Source organism: Blastococcus sp. CCUG 61487 (genome assembly GCF_005222955.1).
Classification (GTDB): Bacteria; Actinomycetota; Actinomycetes; order Mycobacteriales; family Geodermatophilaceae; genus Blastococcus.
In genome coordinates this window covers 1-23,086 of sequence record NZ_LWUA01000002.1, presented here as the reverse complement: position 1 = coordinate 23,086, position 23,086 = coordinate 1, and the positions used below count along the sequence as shown (strand labels likewise).

Here is a 23,086-nt window from a genome sequence, read left to right as displayed (position 1 = left end):
CGGGCCGTCGATGGCCAGCAGCGGCTGGCGGGGACGGTGGTCGCGCGGCGGGCCCCAGTACGGGGCCAGGAGCTCCCAGAGCGGCGCGACGGTCGCGGCCGGCCCGACGATCGTGCTGCACCGGCGCCCGGCGCGACGGGCCCGCTCGGCGAAGGCGGCGGCCGCCGCCCGTTCGGCACCCGGGACGGCGACAGGGATCAGGTTCGCGCCGGCGAGGCAGACGGCGTCGAGCGACCGCCCGGTGCCGAACCCCCACAGCGGCGCCCCGACGGCGGACGCCCCGGTGCCCACCGCCTCCACCCGGCCGGCGACGACGCAGGACGCCACCGGATCGGTGGCCAGCAGGCGGTGGACGGCGGCCTCGTCGCTCTCGTCGAGGACGCGGGCGGTCGGGGCGCGCAGCACGGCGGAGCGGGAGGGCCGGTCAGCTGACGGTGACCACGGGCGGCCCGGAGGGCTCTCCCGCGTCGACCTGCTCGGCGGCGATCCGCATCGCCTCCTCGATGAGCGTCTCCACGATCTGCGACTCGGGCACGGTCTTGATGACCTGGCCCTTGACGAAGATCTGGCCCTTGCCGTTGCCGGAGGCCACCCCGAGGTCGGCCTCGCGGGCCTCGCCGGGACCGTTCACGACGCAGCCCATGACCGCGACCCGCAGCGGCACCTCCATGCCCTCGAGGCCGGCGGTGACCTCGTCGGCAAGCTTGTAGACGTCGACCTGCGCGCGCCCGCACGAGGGACAGCTGACGATCTCGAGGCCGCGCTGGCGGAGGTTCAGCGACTCCAGGATCTGGTTGCCGACCTTGACCTCCTCCGCGGGCGGCGCGGAGAGCGAGACGCGGATCGTGTCGCCGATGCCCTGGGAGAGCAGCGCCCCGAAGGCGACGGCGGACTTGATCGTGCCCTGGAAGGCGGGGCCGGCCTCGGTGACGCCGAGGTGCAGCGGGTAGTCGCACTGCGCGGCGAGCAGCTCGTAGGCGCGCACCATGACCACCGGGTCGTTGTGCTTGACCGAGATCTTGATGTCGCGGAAGTCGTGCTCCTCGAACAGCGAGCACTCCCACAGCGCCGACTCGACCAGCGCCTCGGGCGTGGCCTTGCCGTACTTGGCGAGCAGCCGCTTGTCGAGGGATCCGGCGTTGACGCCGATGCGGATCGGGATGCCGGCGCCCTTGGCCGCCTTGGCGATCTCGCCGACCTTGTCGTCGAACTTCTTGATGTTGCCGGGGTTCACCCGGACCGCGGCGCACCCGGCGTCGATGGCGGCGAACACGTAGCGCGGCTGGAAGTGGATGTCGGCGATGACCGGGATCTGCGACTTCTTCGCGATGATCGGCAGCGCCTCGGCGTCGTCGGTGTCGGGGACGGCCACCCGCACGATCTGGCAGCCGGACGCGGTCAGCTCCGCGATCTGCTGCAGCGTCGCGTTGATGTCGGCGGTCTTCGTCGTCGTCATCGACTGGACGCTCACCGGGTGGTCGCTGCCGACGCCGACCCCGCCCACGTCGAGCTGGCGGGTCTTCCGCCGCGGAGCGAGGACGGGCGGGGGTGCAGCCGGCATGCCGAGGCCGACGGGGATCGCCATGCCGCCCAGTATCCCCCGTCCGTGCCGACGTGCGGTCGACCGCGCTGTGACCTGCGCCGGGCCGCTATCCGGCGAGGGTGATCGGGTTGACGACGTCGGCGACGAGCAGCAGCGCCGACAGCACCAGGAACAGCCCGGCGACGACGTAGGCCACGGGCATCAGCCGCGCGATGTCGAACGGCCCGGGGTCGGGCCGGCCGCGCAGCCGCGCCACCGTGGCGCGCGCCTTCTCGTAGAGCGCACCGGCGATGTGCCCGCCGTCCAGCGGGTAGATCGGCAGCAGGTTGAACAGGAAGAGCACCAGGTTCATCCCGGCCAGCAGCTGGAAGAACAGGCTGATCTTCTCCGTCGAGGTGAACCTGTCGATGGAGAAGACCTCACCGGAGATCCGGCCGACGCCGACGACGCCGATCGGGCCCTGCGGGTCGCGCTCCTCGCCGAGGAACGCCGCGCCGAACAAGGCGGGCACCCGTTGCGGGATCTCGGCCAGCCGGTCGACGGCCCGCACCGTGTAGTCGCCGATGAACCCCGGCACCGCGGAGACCGGCTGCTGCACGTAGGTCTGCGCGGCCTGCACGCCGACGTAGCCGACCGTCTCGGTGCCGTCGGCCTCGCCGTCGCCGTCGGAGTCGACGCGGATCTCGTTGGCGATGGGGGTGACGGTGAGGTCGACCCGCCGGGTGGCCCCGTCCACCTCGCGCTCCACGGTGAGCGCGACGGGGGTGCCGATGCTCTCCCGGATGACGCTCTGCACCTGGCCCCAGCCGGTGTCCTCGTCGTCCTGACCGGCGTCGGGGACCGGGGACACCGGACGGCCGTCGATCGCGACGATCGTGTCGCCGGCCCGGATGCCGGCCGCGGCGGCCGGCGAGGGCGGCGCGTCCTCCGCGCAGGTCCGTTCCTGGGAGGTGGCGGGCAGCACGCACTCCGGGACGGCGCTGATCGCCGTCGTCGCCTGCGGGATGCCGAAGGCGGTGAGCACGATGGTGAAGAACAGGACGGCCAGCACCAGGTTGTGGAACGGCCCGGCGAACATCACGACGACCCGCTGCCACCAGGGCTTCTTGTAGAAGACCCGGTCGCCGTCGGTGGGCAGCACGTCGTCGAGCGCGGCGCCGCGGACCTCGGCGATGAAGCTGCGCATCCGGGTGGCGCGCGTGCTCTCGCCCTCCTCGGCCGGCGGGATCATGCCGACGATGCGGATGTACCCGCCCAGCGGGATGCCCTTGATGCCGAACTCGGTCTCCCCGTACCGCCGGGAGAAGACGGTCGGCCCGAACCCGACGAAGAACTGCGGCACGCGCATGCCGAACTTCCGGGCCCAGAAGAAGTGCCCGAACTCGTGGAACCCGATGCTGAACAGCAGGCCCAGCGCGAAGGCGACGATCCCGAGGACCGTCAGCAGGAACCCGCTCAGCTCAGCCTCCGGCGATGACTCCCCGGGCGTGCTCCCGGGCCCACTTCTCCGCCGCCAGGACCTCGTCGACGCGCGTGGGGACGCCGAGGTCCGGCGCCTCGTCGAGAGTACGCGCGACGAGCTGGACGATCCCTGGGAACGACAGCCGACCCGCCGTGAAGGCCGCGACGGCCTCCTCGTTGGCCGCGTTGAAGATCGCCGGGGCCACGCCACCGGCCTCCCCCGCCGCACGGGCCAGCCGCACCGCCGGGAACGCGTCGTCGTCGAGCGGGAGGAACTCCCAGGTGCTGGCCTCGGTCCAGTCCAGCGCGGGCTGCACGTCGGGCAGCCGGTCGGGCCAGGCGAGCCCGAGGGCGATGGGCAGGCGCATGTCCGGCGGGCTGGCCTGCGCGATCGTCGCCCCGTCGGCGAAGGTGACCATCGAGTGGACGATCGACTGCGGGTGCACCACCACGTCGATGTCGGCGTAGGGGACGTCGAACAGCAGGTGGGCCTCGATGAGCTCGAGGCCCTTGTTCACCAGGGTCGCGGAGTTGATGGTGACCACCGGACCCATGTCCCAGGTGGGGTGGGCCAGCGCCTGCTCGACGGTCACGTCCGCGAGGTCGGCGGCGGAGCGGCCGCGGAAGGGGCCGCCGCTGGCGGTGAGCACGAGGCGGGCCACCTCGCTCGGGCGCCCGGCCCGCAGGCACTGGGCCAGCGCCGAGTGCTCGGAGTCGACCGGCACGAGCTGGCCCGGTGCAGCGGCCGCCTTGACGAGGTCGCCACCGGCGACCAGCGACTCCTTGTTGGCCAGGGCGACGGTCCGCCCGGCGCGGAGGGCCGCCAGGGTGGGGCCCAGCCCGATCGAGCCCGTGATCCCGTTGAGGACGACGTCGGCGGGCCGGGCGGCGAGCTCCTCGGCGGCCCGCGGCCCGGCGAGGATCTCCGGGAGGGCGTACTCCCCGCGCGACCACCCCCGCTTGGAGGCGGCGCCGTAGAAGGCCAGCTGCAGGTCCTGCGCGGCGGTGGCGCGGGCGACGGCCACGGTGCGCACTTCGAGCGCGAGCGCCTGCTCCGCCAGCAGTCCGACGTCGTTCCCCCCGGCCGCCAGCCCGGTGATGCGCACCCGGTCGGGGTTCTGCTGGGCCACCGCGATCGCCTGCCGGCCGATCGAACCGGTGGACCCGAGGACCGTCACCTCGCGCTGCGTCGTCACGGGTGCATCCTTGCCGACCGGCGCGGCACGCCGGGCGGGGGCGACCTCGTCGGGTGTCGGGAGGAGGGAGCTGTCAGAATGCGGGCGTGAGCGACTCAACCACCCACGGCCGGATCGCGCAGGACAGCTCCGTGACCGAGCGGGTCAACCAGCCCGGACGCGAGGAGGCCGTGGTCCGCGCCGGCGCGCACCCGGTCCAGCACGAGGAGCCCGAGGACTGGGGCTGGCACGCCGAGACCGGCCGCAAGGGCCGCATCGGTGCCTGGATCGCCGTGCTGATCACGCTGTCGTTCCTGATCGGCAACCACGAGGGCCGGGTCGAGGACCTCTGGGTGATCGGCTTCGCCGGGATCATGGTGATCATCCTGGTGTGGGACATCTTCCGGCGGAAGAACGCCTGGCGCAGCCGCTGACGACGGGCCCCCTGTCCCCCGCAGCCCGCCCGCGACGGAGCCCGACAGGGGGCCGTTCCATCAGGTGACCGCGACGCCGATGGCCGCGCCGACGAGGTAGGTGACGCCGGCCGCGGCCGCGCCGAACAGCAGCTGGCGCAGGCCGGCGAACCACCACGGGCGCGGGGTGAAGCGCGAGGACACCGCACCGGCGACGAACAGGCCGATCCCGCCGCAGAGCAGAGCCACGCCGAGCAGCGAGACGCCGAAGAAGTACGGCACCAGAGGGACGACGGCCCCGACCGCGAAGGTGAAGAAGGAAGAGACCGCCGCGACCGTGGGAGACGGCTTGTCATCGGGGTTCAACCCGAGCTCGGCCACCACGTGCAGTCGCAGCGCCGTCTCCGGATCCCGGGACAGCTGAGCGGCCACCTCCCGCGCCAGCGCGTCCTCCACCCCGCGCGACCGCAGCATGTCGACGAGCTCGGCGAGCTCGCCGGCAGGGTTGCGCGTGAGTTCCAGGCGCTCCTTCTCGACCTCCAGGTCGAGCTGCTCGTTCTGCGTCTTGACCGAGGTGTACTCCCCCAGCGCCATGGAGATCGCGCCGGCCACGAGGCTCGCGACCCCGGCCAGGACGATCGCGCGGGGCGCGGCGCCTCCGCCGCCGACCCCGGCGACGAGCGCGGTGTTGGTGACCAGGCCGTCCATCGCGCCGAAGGTGGCTGCACGCAGCCAGCCCCCCGACACGTCGGCGTGCGAGTGCTCGTGCGCCTCGGCCGCGGGCCCCGGAGCGCTCACTCGTCGCCCTCGGCGCCGAGTTCCACGGTGGGCTCCATCGACGGCGTCGGGGCGACGGCGACGCTGGGCACGCCGTCCACCTGGTCGGCCGCCGCGAGCTGGCCGCAGGCGCCGTCGATGTCCTGGCCACGCGTGTCGCGCACCGTCGTCGGCACCCCGGCGGCGCGCAGCCGCGCCACGAACTCCCGCTGCGCGGGCAGGGGGCTGGCGTCCCACTTGCTGCCCGGCGTGGGGTTGAGCGGGATGAGGTTGACGTGCGCGAGCTTGCCGGCCAGCAGCCTGCCGAGCAGGTCGGCCCGGAAGGGCTGGTCGTTGACGTCACGGATCAGCGCGTACTCGACCGAGTACCGGCGGCCGGTGCGACGGGCGTAGGCGTCGGCGGCGTCGATGACCTCGGCGACCTTCCACCGGGTGTTGATCGGCACGAGGGTGTCGCGCAGCTCGTCGTCCGGCGCGTGCAGGCTGACCGCGAGGGTGACGTTGAGTCCTTCGTCGGTCAGCCGGCGGATCGCGGGCGCCAGGCCGACCGTCGACACGGTGACCGACCGCTGCCCGAGCCCGAGCCCGTGCGGCGCGGGGGTGAGCAGCGCGTCGAGGGTCTTCCGCACGCGGGGGTAGTTGGCCAGCGGCTCCCCCATGCCCATGAAGACGACGTTGGACAACCGGCCGGGCCCGCCGGCCACCTCGCCGTTGGCCATGGCGGCAGCCGCCGCCACGGCCTGGCCGATGATCTCGGCCGCGGACAGGTTGCGGGTGAGCCCCTGCTGGCCGGTCGCGCAGAACGGGCAGGCCATGCCGCAGCCGGCCTGGCTGGAGATGCACACGGTGGCGCGGCCGGGATAGCGCATGAGCACGCTCTCGACCAGCGCGCCGTCGTGCAGCCGCCAGAGCGTCTTGCGGGTGCGTCCGCCGTCGGCCTCCTGGTGCCGGACCGGGGTGAGCAGCCCGGGCAGCAGCTCCCCGACGAGGGCCTCGCGTGCGGCTGCGGGGAGGTCGGTCATCTGCGCCGGGTCGGTCACCCCGCCGTAGTAGTGCCGCGCCAGCTGGTCGGCGCGGAACGGCGGCTGGCCCAGCTCGGCGACCGCCGCGCGGGCCTCGTCGCGGGTGAGGTCGGCGAGGTGCCGCGGCGGCTTGCCGCGGCGGGGGGCGTCGAAGACGAGGGGCAGGGCAGACATGACGGGCACCATCGTCCCACCCGGCCGCCTCCCCCGGGGACGGTGGAGACCGAACTCACCGAAGGTGGGCAGACCGGCGACCTGGCAGGGTCTGCTCATGAGCCGGCTCGCCGAGGTGGATCTGTCCCTGCGTCTGGACGACCGGGAGGGCAAGCGCCTGCTGGCCGACGCCCAGGACCGGCTGGTCCACCTGCGCCTGCTGCTCGGCGGCCAGCTCGGGTCCGGGGAGCTCGGCCCGCCGCTGTGCGTGCTCTTCGAGGGGTGGGACGCCTCCGGCAAGGGCGGGGCGATCAAGCGCCTGGTGAGCGAGCTGGACCTGCGGCACGTGCGGGTGGCGCAGTTCGGCGCCCCCTCCGAGGACGAGAAGCGGCACCACTTCCTGTGGCGGTTCTGGCCGGTGCTGCCCGGCTGGGGCGGGATGGCCGTGCTCGACCGCACCTGGTACGGCCGCGTGCTCGTGGAGCGGGTCGAGGGCTTCGCCTCGGAGGAGGCCTGGCGGCGGGCGTACGACGAGATCGTCGACCTCGAGACGACGCTGGCCGCCGAGGGCGCCGTCCTGGTGAAGTTCTGGATGCACGTCTCCGCCGAGGAGCAACTGCGCCGGTTCGAACGCCGCCGGACCGATCCGCACAAGTCCTGGAAGCTCACCGAGGAGGACTGGCGCAACCGCGCGAAGCGCCCCGAGTACGAGGCAGCGGTCGAGGAGATGCTCGAGCGCACCGACCACCCGGCGGCCCCCTGGCACGTGGTCGCCGGCGACGACAAGCGCTGGGCCCGCGTCGACGTCGTCCGCACGGTGTGCGCGGCGGTGGAGGACGCGCTCCGGGCCCGCGGCGTCGACCCGGAGCCCTACCTCCACCGATGAGTTCCCGGCGGTCGAGCGGTCGGTGGTCGCATGACCACCGCCATGTCGACGCACACGCTGCAGGTGCCGGGCGCCGCCCTCGCCTACGACGTCCGCGGCCCGCTTCCCCCTGCGGACGGGCAGCCGCCCCTGCTGATGATCGCCCAGCCGATGGACGTCGGCGGTTTCAGCGCGCTCGCCGGGCTCTTCCCCGACCGGACCGTCGTCACCTACGACCCCCGCGGGCTGGGCCGCAGCACCCGCTCGGACGGCCGCACGGACAACGACCCCGAGCGGCAGGCCGCCGACCTGCACCTGCTCGTCGAGGCACTCGGCGCCGGCCCGGTCGACGTGCTCGCCAGCAGCGGTGGCGCGGTGACCGGACTGGCCTGGGTGACCGCGCACCCGGACGACGTGCGCACGCTGGTCGGGCACGAGCCTCCCCTGCTGCCGGTCCTGCCCGACGCGGAGCGGGCGTTCGCCGCGGAGCGCCAGGTGCAGCGCGTCTACGCCGAGCGCGGCTGGGGCGCGGGCATGGCCGCGTTCATCGCGCTCACCTCCTGGCAGGGCGAGCTCCCCGAGGAGATGGCCGCCCCCGACCCGGCCGCGCTCGGGCTGCCCACCGAGGACGACGGCTCCCGCACCGACCCCTTGCTCTCGGGCGTCTCGAACGCGGTCACCGCCTACCGCCCGGACGTCGAGGCGCTGCGCTCCGCACCCACGCGGGTGGTGATCGCGGCGGGCGTCGAGTCGCAGAACACGCTCACCTGGCGGACGGCGGCGGCCACCGCCGAGCTCCTGGGACAGGAGCTGACCGTCTTCCCGAGCCATCACGGCGGCTTCATGGGCGGCGAGCACGGCTACGCCGGCCAGCCCGAGGCGTTCGCCGAGCGGCTGCGCGGGGTCCTCGCGGGCTAGGCAGGGCCGGCGTGCTGCCGGATCCACGCGTGCATCGCGATGCCGGCGGCCACGCCGACGTTGATCGACCTGGTGGAGCCGAACTGGGCGATGGAGACGGTGAGGTCGGCGCCGGCGCGCGCCTCCTCGGTGAGGCCGGGCCCTTCCTGGCCGAACAGCAGCAGGCAGCGGCGCGGCAGGTCGGCGGTCTCCAGCGGGACGGCGCCCGGGTGGTTGTCCACGGCGACCACCGGGAGCTGCCGGGCCGCGGCGTGGGCGAGCAGGGTGGCGACGTCGGGGTGGTGGCGCAGGTGCTGGTAGCGGTCGGTGACCATCGCGCCCCGCCGGTTCCACCGGCGCCGGCCGACGACGTGCACCTCCTCGGCGAGGAACGCGTTGGCGGTCCGCACCACCGTGCCGATGTTCAGGTCGTGGCCGAAGTTCTCGATCGCCACCGAGAACGGGTGCCGTCGCCGGTCGAGGTCGGCGACGATCGCCTCGACGGTCCAGTAGCGGTAGCGGTCGACGACGTTGCGCCGGTCGCCGTGGGCCAGGAGCTCCGGGTCGTAGCGCGGGTCCTCCGGCCAGGGCCCCTCCCACGGGCCGACGCCGATGCTCGTCCCCCAGTCGGTGGGTCCGCCTGGCTCGTGGTCGGTCACCCCGCGGATGCTGCCAGCGGCCCCGACAGCCACTCGAGCCACCCACCGTGCGGAGCCGACCGGGCCACCGGCCGGCCGTCGAGGGAGACGACGAAGTACGGGCCCCAGCCGCTCGGCGCCCGCTCGCCGGTGCCCGGGACCACGCCCGGGCCCTCCTGCGCGATCCACCGCACCGGGAGGCCGCGCACCTGCTCGACGAAGGCCTCGCGCGCGTCGCTCGGCAGGTAGGGCAGGACGGCGGTGTGGAGGACGACGGGGGTGCAGCCGGGCGGCACGAGCGCCAGCGCGTCGGGCAGGCGGGTCAGCAGATCACCGGTGAGCGCGGTGGCGGGCTCGCGGGCGGCCACTCGCGCTGCGGCGTCCAGCCGCTGGAGTCTGGCCTCGGCGTGCGGCCCGGGCCAGACCAGTGCGCGCAGCCAGGCGCGGTCGTCGGGGTCGGAGGGGTCCAGCGGGTTGAGGTCGATGCCGATGCGGGCGACCACCGTGGGCACCTCGCTCGGTACGGGCACTCCGCCGGAGGTCGCGACGTCGATCCGCAGGCCGTCGGACGGTCCCACGGCCACGCCGTCGTACGAGTAGCCGTACCGGTCCGGGTAGAGGCACAGGCCGGCCGAGCTGCCGACCTCGATCAGCGCCAGCGGACCTTCCAGGAGGCCGAGCACCGGCAGCAGCGCACCGCAGCGGGCCGGCTCGTTGGTCTGGGTGGCGCGGCCGAGCATGGTGGCGCGGAGCCGCTCGGCGTCGTCGGCCACGAGGGAGCGCAGCTGGTCGCCGTCCTCCGGGGCCCCGTGCAGGAACTGCACCGCCGCGAACAGCAGGTTCGGCTGCCGCTTCCCCACCGGGAGCCCGGCGAGGAAGGCGAGCACGTCGTCGGAGCGGGCCACCTCCTCCGCCAGCCGCGCGTACAGCGGCGAGGTCGGCGCGGCCTCCACCACGAACGCGAGGTAGCCGCGCGCTATCCGGTCCTGCTCGTCGCTGGTCACGCGGGCAGGATCGCAGGGTGCTCCTCCATCTCGTCGAGCCTGCCGCGTGGCGGGCCGCCCTCCGGAGCGGTGCGGTGCGTCCCGCCTCCCTGGAGTCTGCGGGGTTCGTGCACCTGTCGACCCCGGATCAGGTCCACCTGCCCGCGCGGGCGCTCTTCCCCGGCCGCCGCGACCTGCTGCTGCTGGTGGTCGATCCGGAGTGGCTGGCCGACCCGGTCCGGTTCGAGCCCGGTCGTCCCGACGACCCGCCGGGCATGCGCTTCCCGCACCTGTACGGCCCGTTGCCGGCCAGCGCCGTCGTCGCCGTGGTCCCGTACCGCGATCCCCTGCCGCCGCTGCCCTCGCCCGGCGACGCGTACGGCAGGGCGCTGGCGTCCGTCACCTGGCTGCCGGTCCGCCGGGCGGTCGGCGTGGGCGACGTGCCGGGCGGGGTCGCGGTGCTCGACCCGGACGTCCCGTACTCCTACGACCACAACCGGCTGCTGCTCACCTCGCCGGTCGACGCGGCCACCGTGGAGCGGGCAGCGGAGGAGGTCGGCGGCAACGCCGGCTGGCCGCATCGCGCCGCCCTGCTGGCCTGGCCCGGGGGCGGCGCCGTCGCTTCGGAACTGGGCCGCGCGGGCTGGGACGTCGAGGAGCTCGTCCTCATGGCCCGATCCCCGGCAGGGGCCGCGGCGCTGGCGCACGACCGCGTGGAGGTCGTGCCTCAGGACGAGGTGCACGAGCTCTGGGCGGCCTCGTGGCGGCGCGATGTGACCTCGCTCGGGGACCGGCTCGACACCGCCGTCCGTCAGCTCGTCGCCCGCGAGCGGCTCGACGACCTCGTCGTCGCGGTGACCGATCTCGTGGTGCGGGACGGCGGCCGGGTCGTCGCGGCGGCCCAGCTGCGCGTGGACGGTGCCACCGCCGCGGTCGACTCAGTCCTGACCGATCCGGCGCACCGCGGCAGGGGGCACGCCGACGCGCTGCTCGCCCGGGCCCTCGAGCTCGCTGCCGGAGCAGGGTGCGACCTGGTGGTGCTGGAGGCGAGAGCGCACGACTGGCCGCGGGACTGGTACGCCCGCCGGGGCTTCACCGAGGTGGGCCGCACCTGGTCGGTGAGCCGGGGCTAGGAGACGGGGGCGAAGAGCGAGAGCAGCAGGTAGGCGACGGCAGCGGACGGCAGCAGCGAGTCCAGCCGGTCCATCAGCCCGCCGTGGCCGGGCAGCAGGTTGCCCATGTCCTTGATGCCGAGGTCGCGCTTGATCAGCGACTCGGCGAGATCGCCGATGGTCCCCGAGATCGCCAGGGCGACCCCGAAGATCACCCCGCCCCACCAGGACGCGTGGAAGGTGAGGGTGAACAGCGCGACGCCGGCCAGCACGCAGGCGAACACCGATCCCGCCATGCCCTCCCACGACTTCTTGGGGCTGATCGACGGCGCCATCGGGTGCTTGCCGAAGAGCACGCCGGCGACGTATCCGCCGACGTCGCTGCACACGACCACCGCGATGAAGGTGAGCACCCGGGCCACGCCGTCGTCGGGGACGACCAGCAGGACGGCGAACCCGGCGAGCAGCGGGACGTAGAGCGCCACGAAGACACCCGCGGCGGCATCGCGCAGGTAGCCGACGGGGCCGTCGGCCAGCCGCCAGACCAGGACCGCGAGGGCGGTCGCCAGGAAGCCGGTGACCAGGCCGGTGGGGCCGCGGCTCCAGGCCAGCACCAGCATGGCGGCGGCCCCGACCACGAGCGGCACCGCGGGCGCGCGGAACGAGCCTGCCTGCAGAGCGCGGGTGAGCTCGACGACCCCCACGAGGATCGCGGCGATCACCAGGCCGACGAAGGCCCCGCGCCAGAACACCAGCGAGCCGATGATCAGCGCCGCCAGGCCCAGGCCGACCCCGATCGCGGCCTTCAGGTCGCGGCCGGCGCGGCCGTGCGGTGCCACCGGCTGCTCCGTCGTCGGGAGATCGTCCTGGGCCGCTCCGGTGTCCTCCGGGGCGGCGCCGGTCGAGACGAGCGGGGCCTCCACGGTCTCGTCGGGGACGACGGCAGGGACGGGCAGGGGCGGCACCGAGCGGGCGCGGGAGACCGGCCCGGTGTCGCCGTCGGACCGTCCGCCGCCGTGGGAAGCGGCGCGCGGGAAGGACGGGGCGCCCTGGTACAGGGACCCGGGTCGGTCGGCGGATGGGCGGCTCATGGGCTCGGCGGCGGCGGAGGTCAGACCTCGAGCAGCTCGGTCTCCTTGTTCTTCATCGCCTCGTCGACGTGTGCGACGTGCTGCTCGGTGAGGTTGTCGAGCTCCTTCTCGGCGCGGCGCACCTCGTCCTCGCCGGCCTCGCCGTCCTTGGCGATGCGGTCGAGCTCGTCCTTGGCGCGGCGGCGGATGTTGCGGATGGCGATCTTGGCGTCCTCGCCCTTCGCGCGGGCCTGCTTGACCAGGTCGCGGCGGCGCTCCTCGGTGAGCTGGGGGAAGACCACGCGCAGGATCTGGCCGTCGTTGGTCGGGTTGACGCCGAGGTCGCTGTCGCGGATGGCCTTCTCGATCGCCGAGAGCTGGCTCATGTCGTAGGGCTTGATCACGGCCATCCGGGCCTCGGGCACGGTGATCGACGCCATCTGCGGCACCGGGGTGTAGGCGCCGTAGTAGTCGACCATGATCTTGGCGAACATGGACGGGGCGGCCCGTCCGGTGCGCACCGAGCCGAGGTCCTCCCGGGCGACCGACAGGGCCTTGTCCATCCGCTCCTCGGCGTCGAGCAGGGTGTCGTCGATCACGGGTCCGTCCCTCCTGCGGCGGCACCACGTCGGGCCGCCGTCCTCACTGTGCTCCGGCTGCGATCGGCGCGCGCGCTCAGGCGGGCGTGCTGATCAGCGTGCCGATCCTCTCACCTGCGACGGCTCGCGCGATGTTGCCGTTCTCGAGGAGGTTGAACACCACGATCGGCATCCGGTTCTCCATGGACAGGCTGATCGCCGTCGCGTCGGCGACCTTGAGCTCGTCGCCGAGGACCGTGGCGTAGTCCAGGTCGCGGTACATGGTGGCCGCGGGGTTGGTGCGCGGGTCGTCGTCGTAGACGCCGTCGACGCCGTTCTTGGCCATGAGCAGCACCTGGCAGCCGATCTCCAGGGCCCGCTGGGCGGCCACGGTGTCGGTGGAGAAGTAGGGCATGCCGGCGCCGGCGCCGAAGATGACCAGCCGGCCCTTCTCCAGGTGGCGCACCGCCTTGCGGGGGATGTACGGCTCGGCGACCTGGCCCATGGTGATCGCCGTCTGCACCCGCGTCTCCAGCCCCACCTGCTCGCAGAACGCCTGCAGGGCCAGCGCGTTCATGACCGTGCCGAGCATGCCCATGTAGTCGGCGTGCCGGCGGTCCATGCCGGCCTGGGCCAGCTCCGCGCCGCGGAAGAAGTTGCCCCCGCCGACGACGACGGCGACCTGGGTGCCGCCGTGCACGACGTCGGCGAGCTGCTGGGCGATGCTGTGGACGATGCCGGAGTCCAGGCCCACGCTGCCCCCGCCGAAGGCCTCACCGGAGAGCTTGAGCAGCACCCGCTTGTAGCCGTGGCCGTCGGCCGGCTCGAAGGCGCTGGGAGCTGACAAGGGGGCGGTGGTGTCGGTCAAGGCGTCGTCCCTCGTTCGTCGTCGGTTCGCCGATGATCCTGCCGTAGACGCGAACGGCCCCGTTCCCTCGGTCGGGGAACGGGGCCGCTCGTCACGGTGCGTGTGCGGTGGTGCTTCAGGCCTGGCCGACCTCGAAGCGCGCGAAGCGCTCCACGGTCAGACCGGCCTCGTCGACGATCTGCTTGACCGTGCGCTTGGGGTCGGTGATCGACGGCTGCTCGAGCAAGACGAAGTCCTTGTAGAAGGCGTTGACCCGACCCTCGACGATCTTGGCGATCGCCTGCTCGGGCTTGCCCTCCTCCTTGGCGGTCTGCTCGGCGACGCGGCGCTCGGTCTCGACGGTCTCGGCCGGCACCTCCTCGCGGGTGAGGAAGCGGGGGCGCGCGGCGGCGATGTGCATCGCCAGGCTGCGGGCCGCCTCCTCGCTGCCGCCGCTGTACTGCACGACGACACCGATCGCCGGGGGCAGGTCGGTGGCGCGCTTGTGCAGGTACGTGGCCGTGGTGCCCTCGAAGATGGCGAACCGGCTCAGCACCAGCTTCTCGCCGATGCGGGCGGACTCGCCCTCGACCAGCGCGGCGACGGTCTGGCCGTCGACGTCGGCACCCAGCAGTGCCTCGGCGTCGGCCGCCTTCTTCTCCAGGCCGATGTCGAGCAGCCGCTCGGCGAGGGCGATGAAGTCGGCGTTCTTGGCGACGAAGTCCGTCTCGCAGTCGAGCTCGAGCAGGGCGCCGTCCTTGCTGACGACGATGCCGTTGGTCGTCGAGCGCTCGAGACGCTTGCCGACGTCCTTGGCGCCCTTGACCCGCAGGATCTCGACGGCCTTCTCGTAGTCGCCGTCGGCCTCGGTGAGCGCCTTCTTGCAGTCCATCATGCCGGCGCCGGTGGCGTCGCGGAGACGCTTGACGTCGGCCGCGGTGAAGTCAGCCATGTCTCTTCCCTCTGATCTGTGGGGTGGTGCTGGCTAGGTGCGGGCGTGCGGCGGCGCCGTCCCCGGTGGAAGGGGACGGCGCCGTGCGCATCAACCGTTCTGGGCGCCCTGGGTGCCGGTCTCGGTGCTCCCCGTGGCGGGCACGCCCTCGACGGGCGCGACCTCCTCGGCGGTGACCGTCGGGGCCTCGGCCGGGGTCTCCGGCAGCGGGGTGGCGGTGGCGTCGTCGGCGGCCGGGGCGGCCGCGGCGTCACCACCGGTCAGCAGCTCGCGCTCCCAGTCGGCCAGCGGCTGGTCGCCACCGATGACCGGCTCCGCGCCGTCCTCGCGGCCGGCGTTCGCCTGCGCGGCGGAGCGGGCCATGAGGCCCTCGGCGACGGCGTCGGCGATCACGCGGGTCAGCACGGTGATGCTGCGGATCGCGTCGTCGTTGCCCGGGATCTTGTAGTCGACCTCGTCGGGGTCGCAGTTGGTGTCCAGGATCGCGACGACCGGGATGTTGAGCTTGCGCGCCTCGCCGACGGCGATGTGCTCCTTCTTGGTGTCCACGATCCAGACGGCGCTGGGCACCTTCTGCATGTCGCGGATGCCGCCGAGGGAGCGGTCCAGCTTCGCCTTCTCGCGGCTGAGGAGCAGCTGCTCCTTCTTGGACAGGCTGACCAGCACGCCGGTCTGCTCCATGTCCTCGATCTCCTTGAGGCGCTGGAGACGCTTGTGCACGGTCTGGAAGTTGGTCAGCATGCCGCCCAGCCACCGCTGGTTGACGTAGGGCATGCCCACGCGGGTGGCCTGCTCGGCCACGACTTCCTGCGCCTGGCGCTTGGTGCCGACGAACAGGATCGTCCCGCCGTGGGCGACGGTCTGCTTGACGAACTCGTACGCCTCGTCGATGTACCCCAGCGTCTGCTGGAGGTCGATGATGTAGATGCCGTTGCGCTCGGTGAAGATGAATCGCTTCATCTTGGGGTTCCAGCGACGGGTCTGGTGCCCGAAGTGGACGCCGCTGTCGAGCAGCTGCTTCATGCCGACGACTGCCATTGCAGCCTCTCTGCTTCTCGCGCGCGACCCACGGGGCCGCGACGCATGATCCGGTTGTCGCAGGTACCGGGTGGCACCCGCCCTGGTGTCCTGCGGCACCACTCCCCCGGCCGTCGAGGCCGGGACCGGGGTGGCAGCTGCCCCGCCGATCGGCGGGAGGAGGACACGCGAAGTCGACTCGTCAGACGAGCCGCATCGGACAGCATACGCGACCGCCGGGGCCCCATCCCCCGCCGGCCGGCGCTGTCCACACCCGCCGGCCGGCCCGTACCGCCGCGGGGTCCAGCGCCCAGGATCGGCCCATGCGTGCCGCGGTCTCCGTCGTCCTGGCCGCGCTGACGCTGGCGGTCCTGGCGCCCGGCTCGTCGACGGCGGAGCCGCGCCCGGCCGGCGCCTCGCCGGTGCCCGCCGCGAGCTGGACCGCGCCGCTGGGCGGGGAGCTGGCCGTGACGCGGTCCTTCCAGCCCCCGGCGCACCCCTACGGTCCCGGCCACCGGGGCGTGGACCTCGGCGGCGCACCCGGGGCCGCGGTCCTGGCGGCGGGCGACGGCGTCGTGGTGTTCGCCGGCATGGTGGCCGGGCGGCCCGTGGTCAGCGTCGAGCACGCCGGCGGCCTGCGGACGACGTACGAGCCCGTCGCACCGTCGGTCGCGGCGGGGCAGCGGGTGACGCGGGGTGCACCGATCGGCACGCTGGCCGCGGGGCACGCGGGATGCCCGGTCTCCGCCTGCCTGCACTGGGGCGTGCGGCGCGGGGAGGACTACCTCGACCCGTTGCAGCTCCTCGCCGTACGGGTCCGGCTGCTGCCGCTGCGCGGGCCGTGACCGCGCCGGGCCTCGGTCATGTGACCAGACACGATAGTTGAGCAGCACTTCGGTCACCGACCTGCGGTTTGGACAGACCTCTGCTCATCCCCTGGACACCATAGTTGAGCAGTATCCGCAAATCTGGACACTTTAGTTGAGCAGCAATGGTGGACACTTTTGTTGAGCAGGACCGCACGCCATTACGACGGTCGACCCCTGGGGACCGCACGATAGGTGGTGACGCGAAACGCTGGGAGGGGTCGCTCGGCTAGGGCGGAGAGTCGTCAGTGAGGCTAGCGCGGAAGACCTGGTCTATCGAACTCGCTTAGGCCAGGGCCTTGGTGATTGCCTTGTGGAGCACCTTCAGCGCCTTCTTACCGTCGGCCGTAAGCGTGATCTCCGACGGACGCTGAACGAGGCGACTTGCGACGGCGGGCTTGCCAATCAGCGGTGCCCCGTTGCTCTTGCACCACTCGGCGAGTCGGCTGGCGATGGGGCCGGGGCCGTCGAGCGCCTCGGTCGTGACGGCAGGGCCAACGTATCCGGTGTCCGTCATAAGGGCTGCGACGACACTGACAAAGCACTCGGGCGTGATGAGGTCTTCGACGGCGCTGCCGCTCGGCAAGGCGAAGATGCGCTTCCTGTCCACGCCTGCGGCTACCAGATTCGCCTGGTACTCGCTGCCCGGCTGGTCACCGTCCACGAGATAGACGACTCTGGCGGCGACGGCTTCATTAGTGAGGTCGCTGATTGGTGCTGAAGACAGTCCGGGCGCGACCTGATAGCCGACGTCGGTTGCGTTGGTGGCGATGCGAATCAAGGTAGGCAGCAAGATCATGTCGGATGGGCCTTCGGCCAGGACAGCGCGTCGGCACACCGAGAACGCTGCGGCTCCGGCTCCCATTGCGAACAAGAGCGGACTGAAGCCCGGTTCATTACTCGCCCAGAAGTCGTTGCGGAGGACGCTGGCGGCGCGACCTGGGATTGGCGCGACGAGCCGGATCCCTGTCCCCAGGTCCGGCGGCAGACATCCGGGCGAGTGAGTGGTGTAGATCACCTTGCTCGTCCGGACGTTATGCAGCAGGACGTCGATCAAGTCCGCCTGGGCGTCATAGTGCAGGTGGGTCTCGGCCTCGTCGAGCATCAGCACGGGCGGGATGTCGCTGTGATGGCGAGCGAGAAAGCAGACCAGCGCGATGAAGGTCTTGAGGCCGTCGCTTCTCTCATGGATGGCGGTGGTGTCCCCGCCCTCCTCGTCGATGAGCACTTCGAGCAGGTCGCCATTGATTGCAAGGGCCACAGTCAACTTGGCTTGCCGCCAAGTGGGTTTCAGGCGCTCCGCCAGTCGTTGATTGACCTCCTTCAGGTGGGTCTTGATCCGCGTCGTGTCTCCCGTCTTCTGCACCCTTCGCAGGATGGGCACGCTGGTCTCGCCGAGGGACAACAGGTTCACGAGTGCAGGCGGGGTGTGATTGTGAAGGTTGACGTCCGCGAGGTTGTACTCCGTTTGGAGGACGCGGTCGCGCTCCTCAAACAGCAGGAACTCTGGCACTCGCGCGCGCAGGCGCTTGCGGGCTAGGAGGTGCGGCGGATCCGCGTCGAGTCGAGCGCTGAGGTCGTCAAGGACGGTCGCGAACCGAGCGATGGCGTCGCCCGTCTTGGCTGACGTTGCGTCATCAGCCGTGCGCTCGTGGCACCACTCACGCAGCGACTTCAGTTCCTCGCCACAGGAGCCGCGATGGTCGTCTTCAGCCTCTTGGAGGCACGCACGCACAGCGTCAATCCAGCCCTGGACGTCATCCTGCTCTCGAATCAGCGATTGAAAACGGGTGTCGAACCGGTCGAGGGCCGCAAGCGCCTTGTCCAGTGGCCCTCGCGACCTGTTTAACGTCGGCTCCACGTTTGTCTGCCAGGAACCGTCCAGCATCTTCTGAAAGATGAAGGCGTAGGGCTTGTCATCGGTGTCAAGGTCGCTCAACGCGGAATGATCGTCGTCTTCCAGCGCGAAGCGGGTGTAGACGACGGGCATGGCGGCGCTGTGCTGGGAAATGCTGCGGCTCCGGCTGGGGCCCGGTAGTTCCTCTGAGTCCTCCTCGGAGAGCCAGGCGAGGGCTTCCAGAACGCTGCTCTTGCCAGCCTCGTTCGGTCCGAGGAGTGCGATTAGCCGCCCATCGAGGTTGCAGGACGCGTCTGCGAGGCGCTTGTAGCCCCTGATGTGGACCTTAGTCAGACGCATCTGCCCTCCACGGTTGCGCCACGGCGGGTGTGCACCGTAACTGGCGGCACTGAGGACTCGTCCGTCATCCGGATACCTGCTTGAGTCCGACCCAGGATCCAGCGGCGTGCTTGACGTTGGTCTCGGTGGCGAACAGGTATCGCCATTCGGCTTCGACTTCGCCGCTGTCGTTGACGTGCCGGACCCAGCGTTCGGCGGCTTCTCGCTTTGCGAGGACGTCCTTGTCGTTGGCGCGGACGTCAGCCTTGCCTTCGATGAGCCAGTGGACGCCGTCTGTGTCGATGGCGATGAAGTCCGGGATGTAGCGCTGGTTGGCGCCGTAGGTCAGGTAGGCGCCGTAGTTGGGCAGGACGCGGACCCACCAGGTGATCTCGGGGGCTGAGTCGAGGAGATCGGCAAGCCGGTACTCGGTGCTGTAGGCGTCGAAGGCTGCTGCGGGCAGGATGCTCTTGGTCCAGCCGGTGTAGGGCTTGCCGGGGACGAAGGTGGCCGCGTTCTGGACGGTGTACCGGTCGAGGGTCTCGGTGATCGACGGCAGGGTGCTGGGCGGGTAGCCGATCGGCTCGATCTTCTCGACGATGCCGCTGGGCCGGTTCTTGTGCTTCTCCCGGACCAGATGGAGAAACGCGTCGGTCGCCGCCTGGACTCGGCGCTGTGACCACTCAGCCGTCTCGGGATCATCGACTCCGGCTCCGGCAAGGAACGCCCGGATGAGGCGCCGGACGGCGTTCTTCTCCTTCGTCTCAGGAATGACCAGGCCGCTGCCCAGGACCTTGCCGGTCATCTCGGTGATGAGGTCGACGACCGGCAGCATCTCCTGGCTGGCGGCGATGTCTTCGGCCTGCTTGCGCGGGGTGATGTCGATCGTGTCGTCGTCGCGTCGCTCGGCGACGAGCCCGACCCGGTCGAGCGGGCTGGCGATCTCCGACCGGTAGTTCAGCCCGCGGAGGCGGGCGTCGTCATCGGCGACGTCGGAGAGGGTGAACGGCTGCGGCTGGATCTGCTTGTCCAGCCGCGGGAAGAGGATCCGGGGCGCGTCGGAGCGCGGGCTCATGTCCTGCTGCAAGAGCAACACGGCGGCCTCGGCCTCTTGCGCGCGGTCCTCGAACTCCTGGAAGACGAGCCCGACGCTGCCCTCGCTATCGGCGGCGCTGGCACCTGCGGTGCCGACGCCTGCGATCGTCAACTGGCCGGTGCCCACGATCCCATCGACACGGGTCACCTGATCGGCGGCCGGGCCATCGCTCGGCAGGGCAAGGTTCTCGCCGCCGGTGATGCTGGCAGTGCCGCTGACCTGGCCGGTGGAGGTTTCAGCGACGACCTTCTCGGCGCGCTCCTTGAACGTCGCTTCCAGCAGCGCGCGGGCATTGGTGAGGAGATCGTGAAACCGCCGGTGCGACAGAACCTCGACGCTGTCGAGCATCGGAACGCCGGTACGGGACCCGAACGGCAGGCGCAGGCCCCGGCCGAGGATCTGCTCGGACAGCGCCTGGGACTCCAGCGCGCGGAGGGCGCAGATGACATAGATGTTCTTGACGTCCCAGCCTTCCTTAAGCATCTGCACGCTGACGATGGCCCGGACCGGGCTGGCGGGGTCTTCGACCTTGTCGAGTGCGGCGAGGGACTCGTCGGGGGATTCGCTGGTGACGACGAGCACGGCTTCGTCGGAGCCGAACATGTCCGGTCCACGCAGTTCGGAGGCGACTTCGTTGGCGTCATCGATGCTCTCGCAGACGACGAACATGACCGGGTTGACAGGGGCGCAGTCCTGCTTAGCGCAGTACGCGACGAGAGCCTCGCGCTTGCGTTCCAGCAGCAGTAGTCCGTCGGCCAACTGGCGGCGCAGCGTCACCTGGCCGTCCTTGCGGGCCACCAGGACCGGGATCTTCACGAACCCGTCAGCGATGGCCGCGGCAAGCGGGTAGTTGTAGATGATCTGCTGGTCGGTGGTGTTCTCCGACGGGGTGGCCGTGAGCCCGATGAGCGCGAGCGGCTTGAGGTCCTTGACCGCGGCGGTGAACGCCTTGGCGTTCTTGCCGAAGTAGACGTGGTGCTCGTCGGCGATCACCACGAGGTCTGACACCTGCTGGAGGTGCTCGTAGAGGCTGCCGCCGAGGTTCTCGTCGTGCTCGCGGACCTTGCGGGAGGTGTTCTGCGTGGGCTTGATCAACTGCTGGACGTTGAAGACGAACACTTTGAGGCGGGTGTCGTCAGCCAGGGCGTGTGCGACCGCGCCACGGTCGAAGTCCTCGCTCGTGATCACGAGCGGGTTCGACTCCAGCCCGTTCACGTACTTGGGGTGGCCGGGGGTGAAGTTGTTGACGGTCTTCCCGAAGACAGTTGTCCCTGGGGTGACGATCAGGATGTTCCGGACCCCGGACTCGTACAGGTAGTCCACGAGGGCTGCCGCGATGTAGGTCTTGCCGACGCCGGTAGCCAGGTCGCAGACGCCGTCGAGCGGTTCGTCGGCTTCATCCAGGCGTCGGGCGACGGCTTCGAGGGCGGCCTTGTTGGGGGCGCGCAACTGGAGTCGCGCTGCGACCTCTTCGATGAGGTCTGTGTCCATGGGGAGGAGGGTCATCGGGCGGCCTTCCCGTGAGAGCGCACGCGGAGCAGGTCTCGCGGTGCGGTGCGCAGGCGACTGCCCGGTGACAGGGTCCTGAGCCGGTCCTGGGCGTCTTCGGTCGCGGCCTTCGCCACCAGGGTGAGGCGCTCGCCGTCGGCGAGGTGGGAGACGAGGAAGTCAACCTCGGCGTCTCCGGCGACCCCGTCGACTACGGCCAGCCGCATGCGGCCCTTCCGTCCGCTGAACGGGCGGCTCTCCGCGCCGAGGCGCTCGTAGCCCAACTGGGCGCAGACGGCCTCGGCGAAGGCACCGTTGGTGGCCCACTCGGCGAGGAGGATGCCGCCGTCCTCGTCGGTCTCGAACATGGACGATCCGATCTCCATGACGCGGAAGCCGCCACCGCCCTGCCATCCGATGGAGGCGGTGATGCCGCGCGGGTCCTCGTTGTTGACGACCTTCTCCAGGCGAGGACGCGTGTAGTTAGCCAGGTTCGTTGCGCTCAACTCCGAGGTCACCCATCGCCTGCCCATCTTGTGGGCAACCGCGGCGGTGGTTCCGGATCCGGCGAAGCAGTCCAGGACGATGTCACCGGGGTCGGTGGCGATGTGGATGACGCGCTCCAACAGGCCCTCGGGCTTGGGCGTGGCGAACGCGGGCAGGTCGGGGAACATCTTGCGCAGGTGGTCGCGCTTGGCGGTCATGTTGCTGCCCACTTCGGAGGCGAGCCACAGGGAGCGAGGAACGACCCCGCCTTGCACCTCGGACAGGTAGCGCTTCACGATCGGCATGCCGTTGCCGTCCTTGCCGAAGTACACGCGGTCCTCAGCCAGGGCACGGTCGAAGTTCTCGCGGGAGAACCGCCAGTAGACGCCCTTCGGTGGCACCACCGTCCGGCCAGACGGCAGCGTGACCTCGTACCGAAGTGCTTCCGAGCCGGAGCGAGCCGTGCTGTCCGCGCCCTGAAGCCAAGGTCCGCGCGGGTCGTTGTCGGGGTTGCGGTAGCGCTTCTCCTGCTCGGGCGTGCGCGGCAGCAGGTTCCGTTGCTTGCGCCAGATGTTCTTGTCCTTGGCGACGACCAGGATGTAGTCCTGCACGGTGCTGATGTCGGTGTCGTTGCGACGACCCGCGTCGGTCTCCCAAACGACCGTTCCGACGTAGTTCTGGCGGCCGAAGACCTCATCGAGAATAACGCGGCAATAGGCCATCTCTGAGTCGTCCAGATGCAGCCAGAGACTGCCATTGTCAGCGAGCAGTTCCTGAATCTGTGTGAGCCGGTCCCGCATCTGCGTAAGCCAGACGCTGTGCTCGACAGCGTCGTTGTAGTGCTCGAACATTTGGCCGGTGTTGAACGGCGGATCGATGTAGGCCAGCCGCACCTTGCCCCGATACTCGGCCGCGAACTCCGGCAACTCCTTGAGGCAAGTCAAGGCGTGGAGGGCGTCTCCGCGGATGAGCAGGTTGTCCTTGGCGCGTAGCGCGTCCTTGTGGGTCTCCCCGACCGTGGCGACGTCATGCAGCAGCCGGACCTCGCTCACGCGGTGGTCATCCGGCGTCGTCCACTCGTAGGTGTCCTCGCCGTGCGAGAGCAGCCGCTGATCCTTGTTGGTCCAGGTCAGTTCGAGTTGGCCCTTGAGACGCCGGTTGCGGATCGTGGTCACGCGAGCCTCGCGTCCGCCGTGGCCTGCTGCACTGTGGAGCCATCCCTTCGATCACCGGGGCTCCGGTTGGGGCGCCCTGTAGAGGTGTATCGGCGGTCCCCGACCGTTCCTGTGCCTCTTCATACCTTCCGCCTCCGACAACTCGCCGCTGCGTTCGCCCAGCGACGGCGGGCGTGGTCATAGCAGCCCAGGGCGCTGCGCCGAGCCCTAAGCGGGCTGTGGCTCGATCGATGCGGATCTGAGCACCCAGCCTCGGTTGCGCAGAGTCAGCACGGCGGTGACGTCCCGCGGGGTGG

At 71.3% G+C, this 23,086-nt stretch carries 21 protein-coding genes; 5 read left to right on the top strand and 16 right to left on the bottom strand.

The genetic code is table 11. The features are described 5' to 3' along the window. From A6V29_RS00130 to dxr, 4 genes are all read right to left on the bottom strand, one after another. Positions 1–405 (bottom strand): DUF4081 domain-containing protein (locus A6V29_RS00130; protein ID WP_137158385.1); only part of this gene is annotated, 405 nt, incomplete at its 3' end. Positions 406–424: 19 nt separating this feature from the next. Beyond that, positions 425–1,585, bottom strand: a complete 1,161-nt coding sequence (gene ispG, locus A6V29_RS00125; protein WP_137158384.1) for a flavodoxin-dependent (E)-4-hydroxy-3-methylbut-2-enyl-diphosphate synthase — start codon at positions 1,583–1,585, stop codon at positions 425–427. 64 nt (positions 1,586–1,649) lie between these two features. Next, the gene (locus A6V29_RS00120) at positions 1,650–2,957 is read right to left on the bottom strand and encodes a M50 family metallopeptidase (RefSeq protein WP_283956328.1); all 1,308 of its coding nucleotides are present in this window, start codon (positions 2,955–2,957) and stop codon (positions 1,650–1,652) included. A 46-nt stretch (positions 2,958–3,003) separates the two neighbouring features. Continuing rightward, a complete protein-coding gene (gene dxr / locus A6V29_RS00115; protein WP_137158383.1) occupies positions 3,004–4,200 on the bottom strand; it encodes a 1-deoxy-D-xylulose-5-phosphate reductoisomerase in 1,197 nt (398 codons plus the stop codon). Between the two features lie 86 nt (positions 4,201–4,286). Here dxr and A6V29_RS00110 point away from each other — a divergent pair, with 86 nt between their 5' ends. Beyond that, positions 4,287–4,613, top strand: a complete 327-nt coding sequence (locus A6V29_RS00110) for a DUF2631 domain-containing protein (protein WP_137158382.1) — start codon at positions 4,287–4,289, stop codon at positions 4,611–4,613. Positions 4,614–4,673: 60 nt separating this feature from the next. On the opposite strand, the gene A6V29_RS00105 is transcribed toward A6V29_RS00110, so the two are convergent. Both A6V29_RS00105 and rlmN read right to left on the bottom strand, forming a co-directional pair. Then, on the bottom strand, positions 4,674–5,390 hold the full coding sequence (locus A6V29_RS00105; protein WP_137158381.1) for a VIT1/CCC1 transporter family protein: 717 nt from the start codon (positions 5,388–5,390) through the stop codon (positions 4,674–4,676). Next, positions 5,387–6,565: a dual-specificity RNA methyltransferase RlmN gene (gene rlmN / locus A6V29_RS00100; protein ID WP_137158380.1), complete on the bottom strand. Its 1,179-nt coding sequence runs from the start codon at positions 6,563–6,565 to the stop codon at positions 5,387–5,389. Before rlmN ends, A6V29_RS00105 begins: the two co-directional genes overlap by 4 nt. Positions 6,566–6,662: 97 nt before the next feature. Here rlmN and A6V29_RS00095 point away from each other — a divergent pair, with 97 nt between their 5' ends. Both A6V29_RS00095 and A6V29_RS00090 read left to right on the top strand, forming a co-directional pair. Further along, on the top strand, positions 6,663–7,430 hold the full coding sequence (locus A6V29_RS00095; RefSeq protein ID WP_137158379.1) for a polyphosphate kinase 2 family protein: 768 nt from the start codon (positions 6,663–6,665) through the stop codon (positions 7,428–7,430). Between the two features lie 30 nt (positions 7,431–7,460). Then, complete coding sequence (locus A6V29_RS00090) at positions 7,461–8,327, top strand: alpha/beta fold hydrolase (protein WP_249932888.1); 867 nt, start codon at positions 7,461–7,463, stop codon at positions 8,325–8,327. Here the strand turns inward: A6V29_RS00090 and A6V29_RS00085 are convergent. Together A6V29_RS00085 and A6V29_RS00080 are read right to left on the bottom strand one after the other, a co-directional pair. After that, positions 8,324–8,965 carry a TrmH family RNA methyltransferase gene (locus A6V29_RS00085; RefSeq protein WP_212718869.1) on the bottom strand — a complete coding sequence of 214 codons (642 nt, stop codon included), beginning with the start codon at positions 8,963–8,965 and terminating at the stop codon, positions 8,324–8,326. The two genes, A6V29_RS00090 and A6V29_RS00085, sit on opposite strands and share 4 nt — an antisense overlap. Then, positions 8,962–9,948: a DUF2332 domain-containing protein gene (locus tag A6V29_RS00080; RefSeq protein ID WP_137158378.1), complete on the bottom strand. Its 987-nt coding sequence runs from the start codon at positions 9,946–9,948 to the stop codon at positions 8,962–8,964. Before A6V29_RS00080 ends, A6V29_RS00085 begins: the two co-directional genes overlap by 4 nt. A gap of 17 nt (positions 9,949–9,965) precedes the next feature. Between A6V29_RS00080 and A6V29_RS00075 the strand changes: the two genes are divergently transcribed. After that, a complete protein-coding gene (locus tag A6V29_RS00075; protein ID WP_137158377.1) occupies positions 9,966–11,060 on the top strand; it encodes a GNAT family N-acetyltransferase in 1,095 nt (364 codons plus the stop codon). Here A6V29_RS00075 and A6V29_RS00070 read toward each other — a convergent pair. The 5 genes from A6V29_RS00070 to rpsB all read right to left on the bottom strand — a co-directional run bounded on the left by A6V29_RS00070 (position 11,057) and on the right by rpsB (position 15,524). Further along, complete coding sequence (locus A6V29_RS00070; RefSeq protein WP_137158376.1) at positions 11,057–12,130, bottom strand: phosphatidate cytidylyltransferase; 1,074 nt, start codon at positions 12,128–12,130, stop codon at positions 11,057–11,059. The genes A6V29_RS00075 and A6V29_RS00070 overlap by 4 nt on opposite strands. A gap of 20 nt (positions 12,131–12,150) precedes the next feature. Next, complete coding sequence (gene frr / locus A6V29_RS00065) at positions 12,151–12,708, bottom strand: ribosome recycling factor (protein ID WP_137158375.1); 558 nt, start codon at positions 12,706–12,708, stop codon at positions 12,151–12,153. A gap of 76 nt (positions 12,709–12,784) precedes the next feature. Continuing rightward, on the bottom strand, positions 12,785–13,555 hold the full coding sequence (pyrH, locus tag A6V29_RS00060) for a UMP kinase (RefSeq protein WP_249932886.1): 771 nt from the start codon (positions 13,553–13,555) through the stop codon (positions 12,785–12,787). A 115-nt stretch (positions 13,556–13,670) separates the two neighbouring features. Beyond that, entirely contained in the window at positions 13,671–14,486 is an 816-nt protein-coding gene (gene tsf, locus A6V29_RS00055) for a translation elongation factor Ts (RefSeq protein WP_137158374.1), read from the bottom strand. A 90-nt stretch (positions 14,487–14,576) separates the two neighbouring features. Next, positions 14,577–15,524, bottom strand: coding sequence for a 30S ribosomal protein S2 (rpsB, locus tag A6V29_RS00050; RefSeq protein WP_137158373.1), 948 nt, complete (start codon positions 15,522–15,524; stop codon positions 14,577–14,579). 302 nt (positions 15,525–15,826) lie between these two features. On the opposite strand from rpsB, the gene A6V29_RS00045 reads away from it, so the two are divergent. Beyond that, a complete protein-coding gene (locus A6V29_RS00045; RefSeq protein ID WP_137158372.1) occupies positions 15,827–16,348 on the top strand; it encodes a murein hydrolase activator EnvC family protein in 522 nt (173 codons plus the stop codon). A gap of 307 nt (positions 16,349–16,655) precedes the next feature. Here A6V29_RS00045 and A6V29_RS00040 read toward each other — a convergent pair whose 3' ends face one another. From A6V29_RS00040 to A6V29_RS00030, 3 genes are all read right to left on the bottom strand, one after another. Beyond that, positions 16,656–18,566, bottom strand: a complete 1,911-nt coding sequence (locus tag A6V29_RS00040) for an AAA family ATPase (protein ID WP_137158371.1) — start codon at positions 18,564–18,566, stop codon at positions 16,656–16,658. 64 nt (positions 18,567–18,630) lie between these two features. Beyond that, entirely contained in the window at positions 18,631–21,132 is a 2,502-nt protein-coding gene (locus tag A6V29_RS00035) for a DEAD/DEAH box helicase (protein WP_170977620.1), read from the bottom strand. An 11-nt stretch (positions 21,133–21,143) separates the two neighbouring features. Continuing rightward, positions 21,144–22,790, bottom strand: coding sequence for a site-specific DNA-methyltransferase (locus A6V29_RS00030; protein ID WP_212718866.1), 1,647 nt, complete (start codon positions 22,788–22,790; stop codon positions 21,144–21,146). Positions 22,791–23,086: the final 296 nt, after the last annotated feature.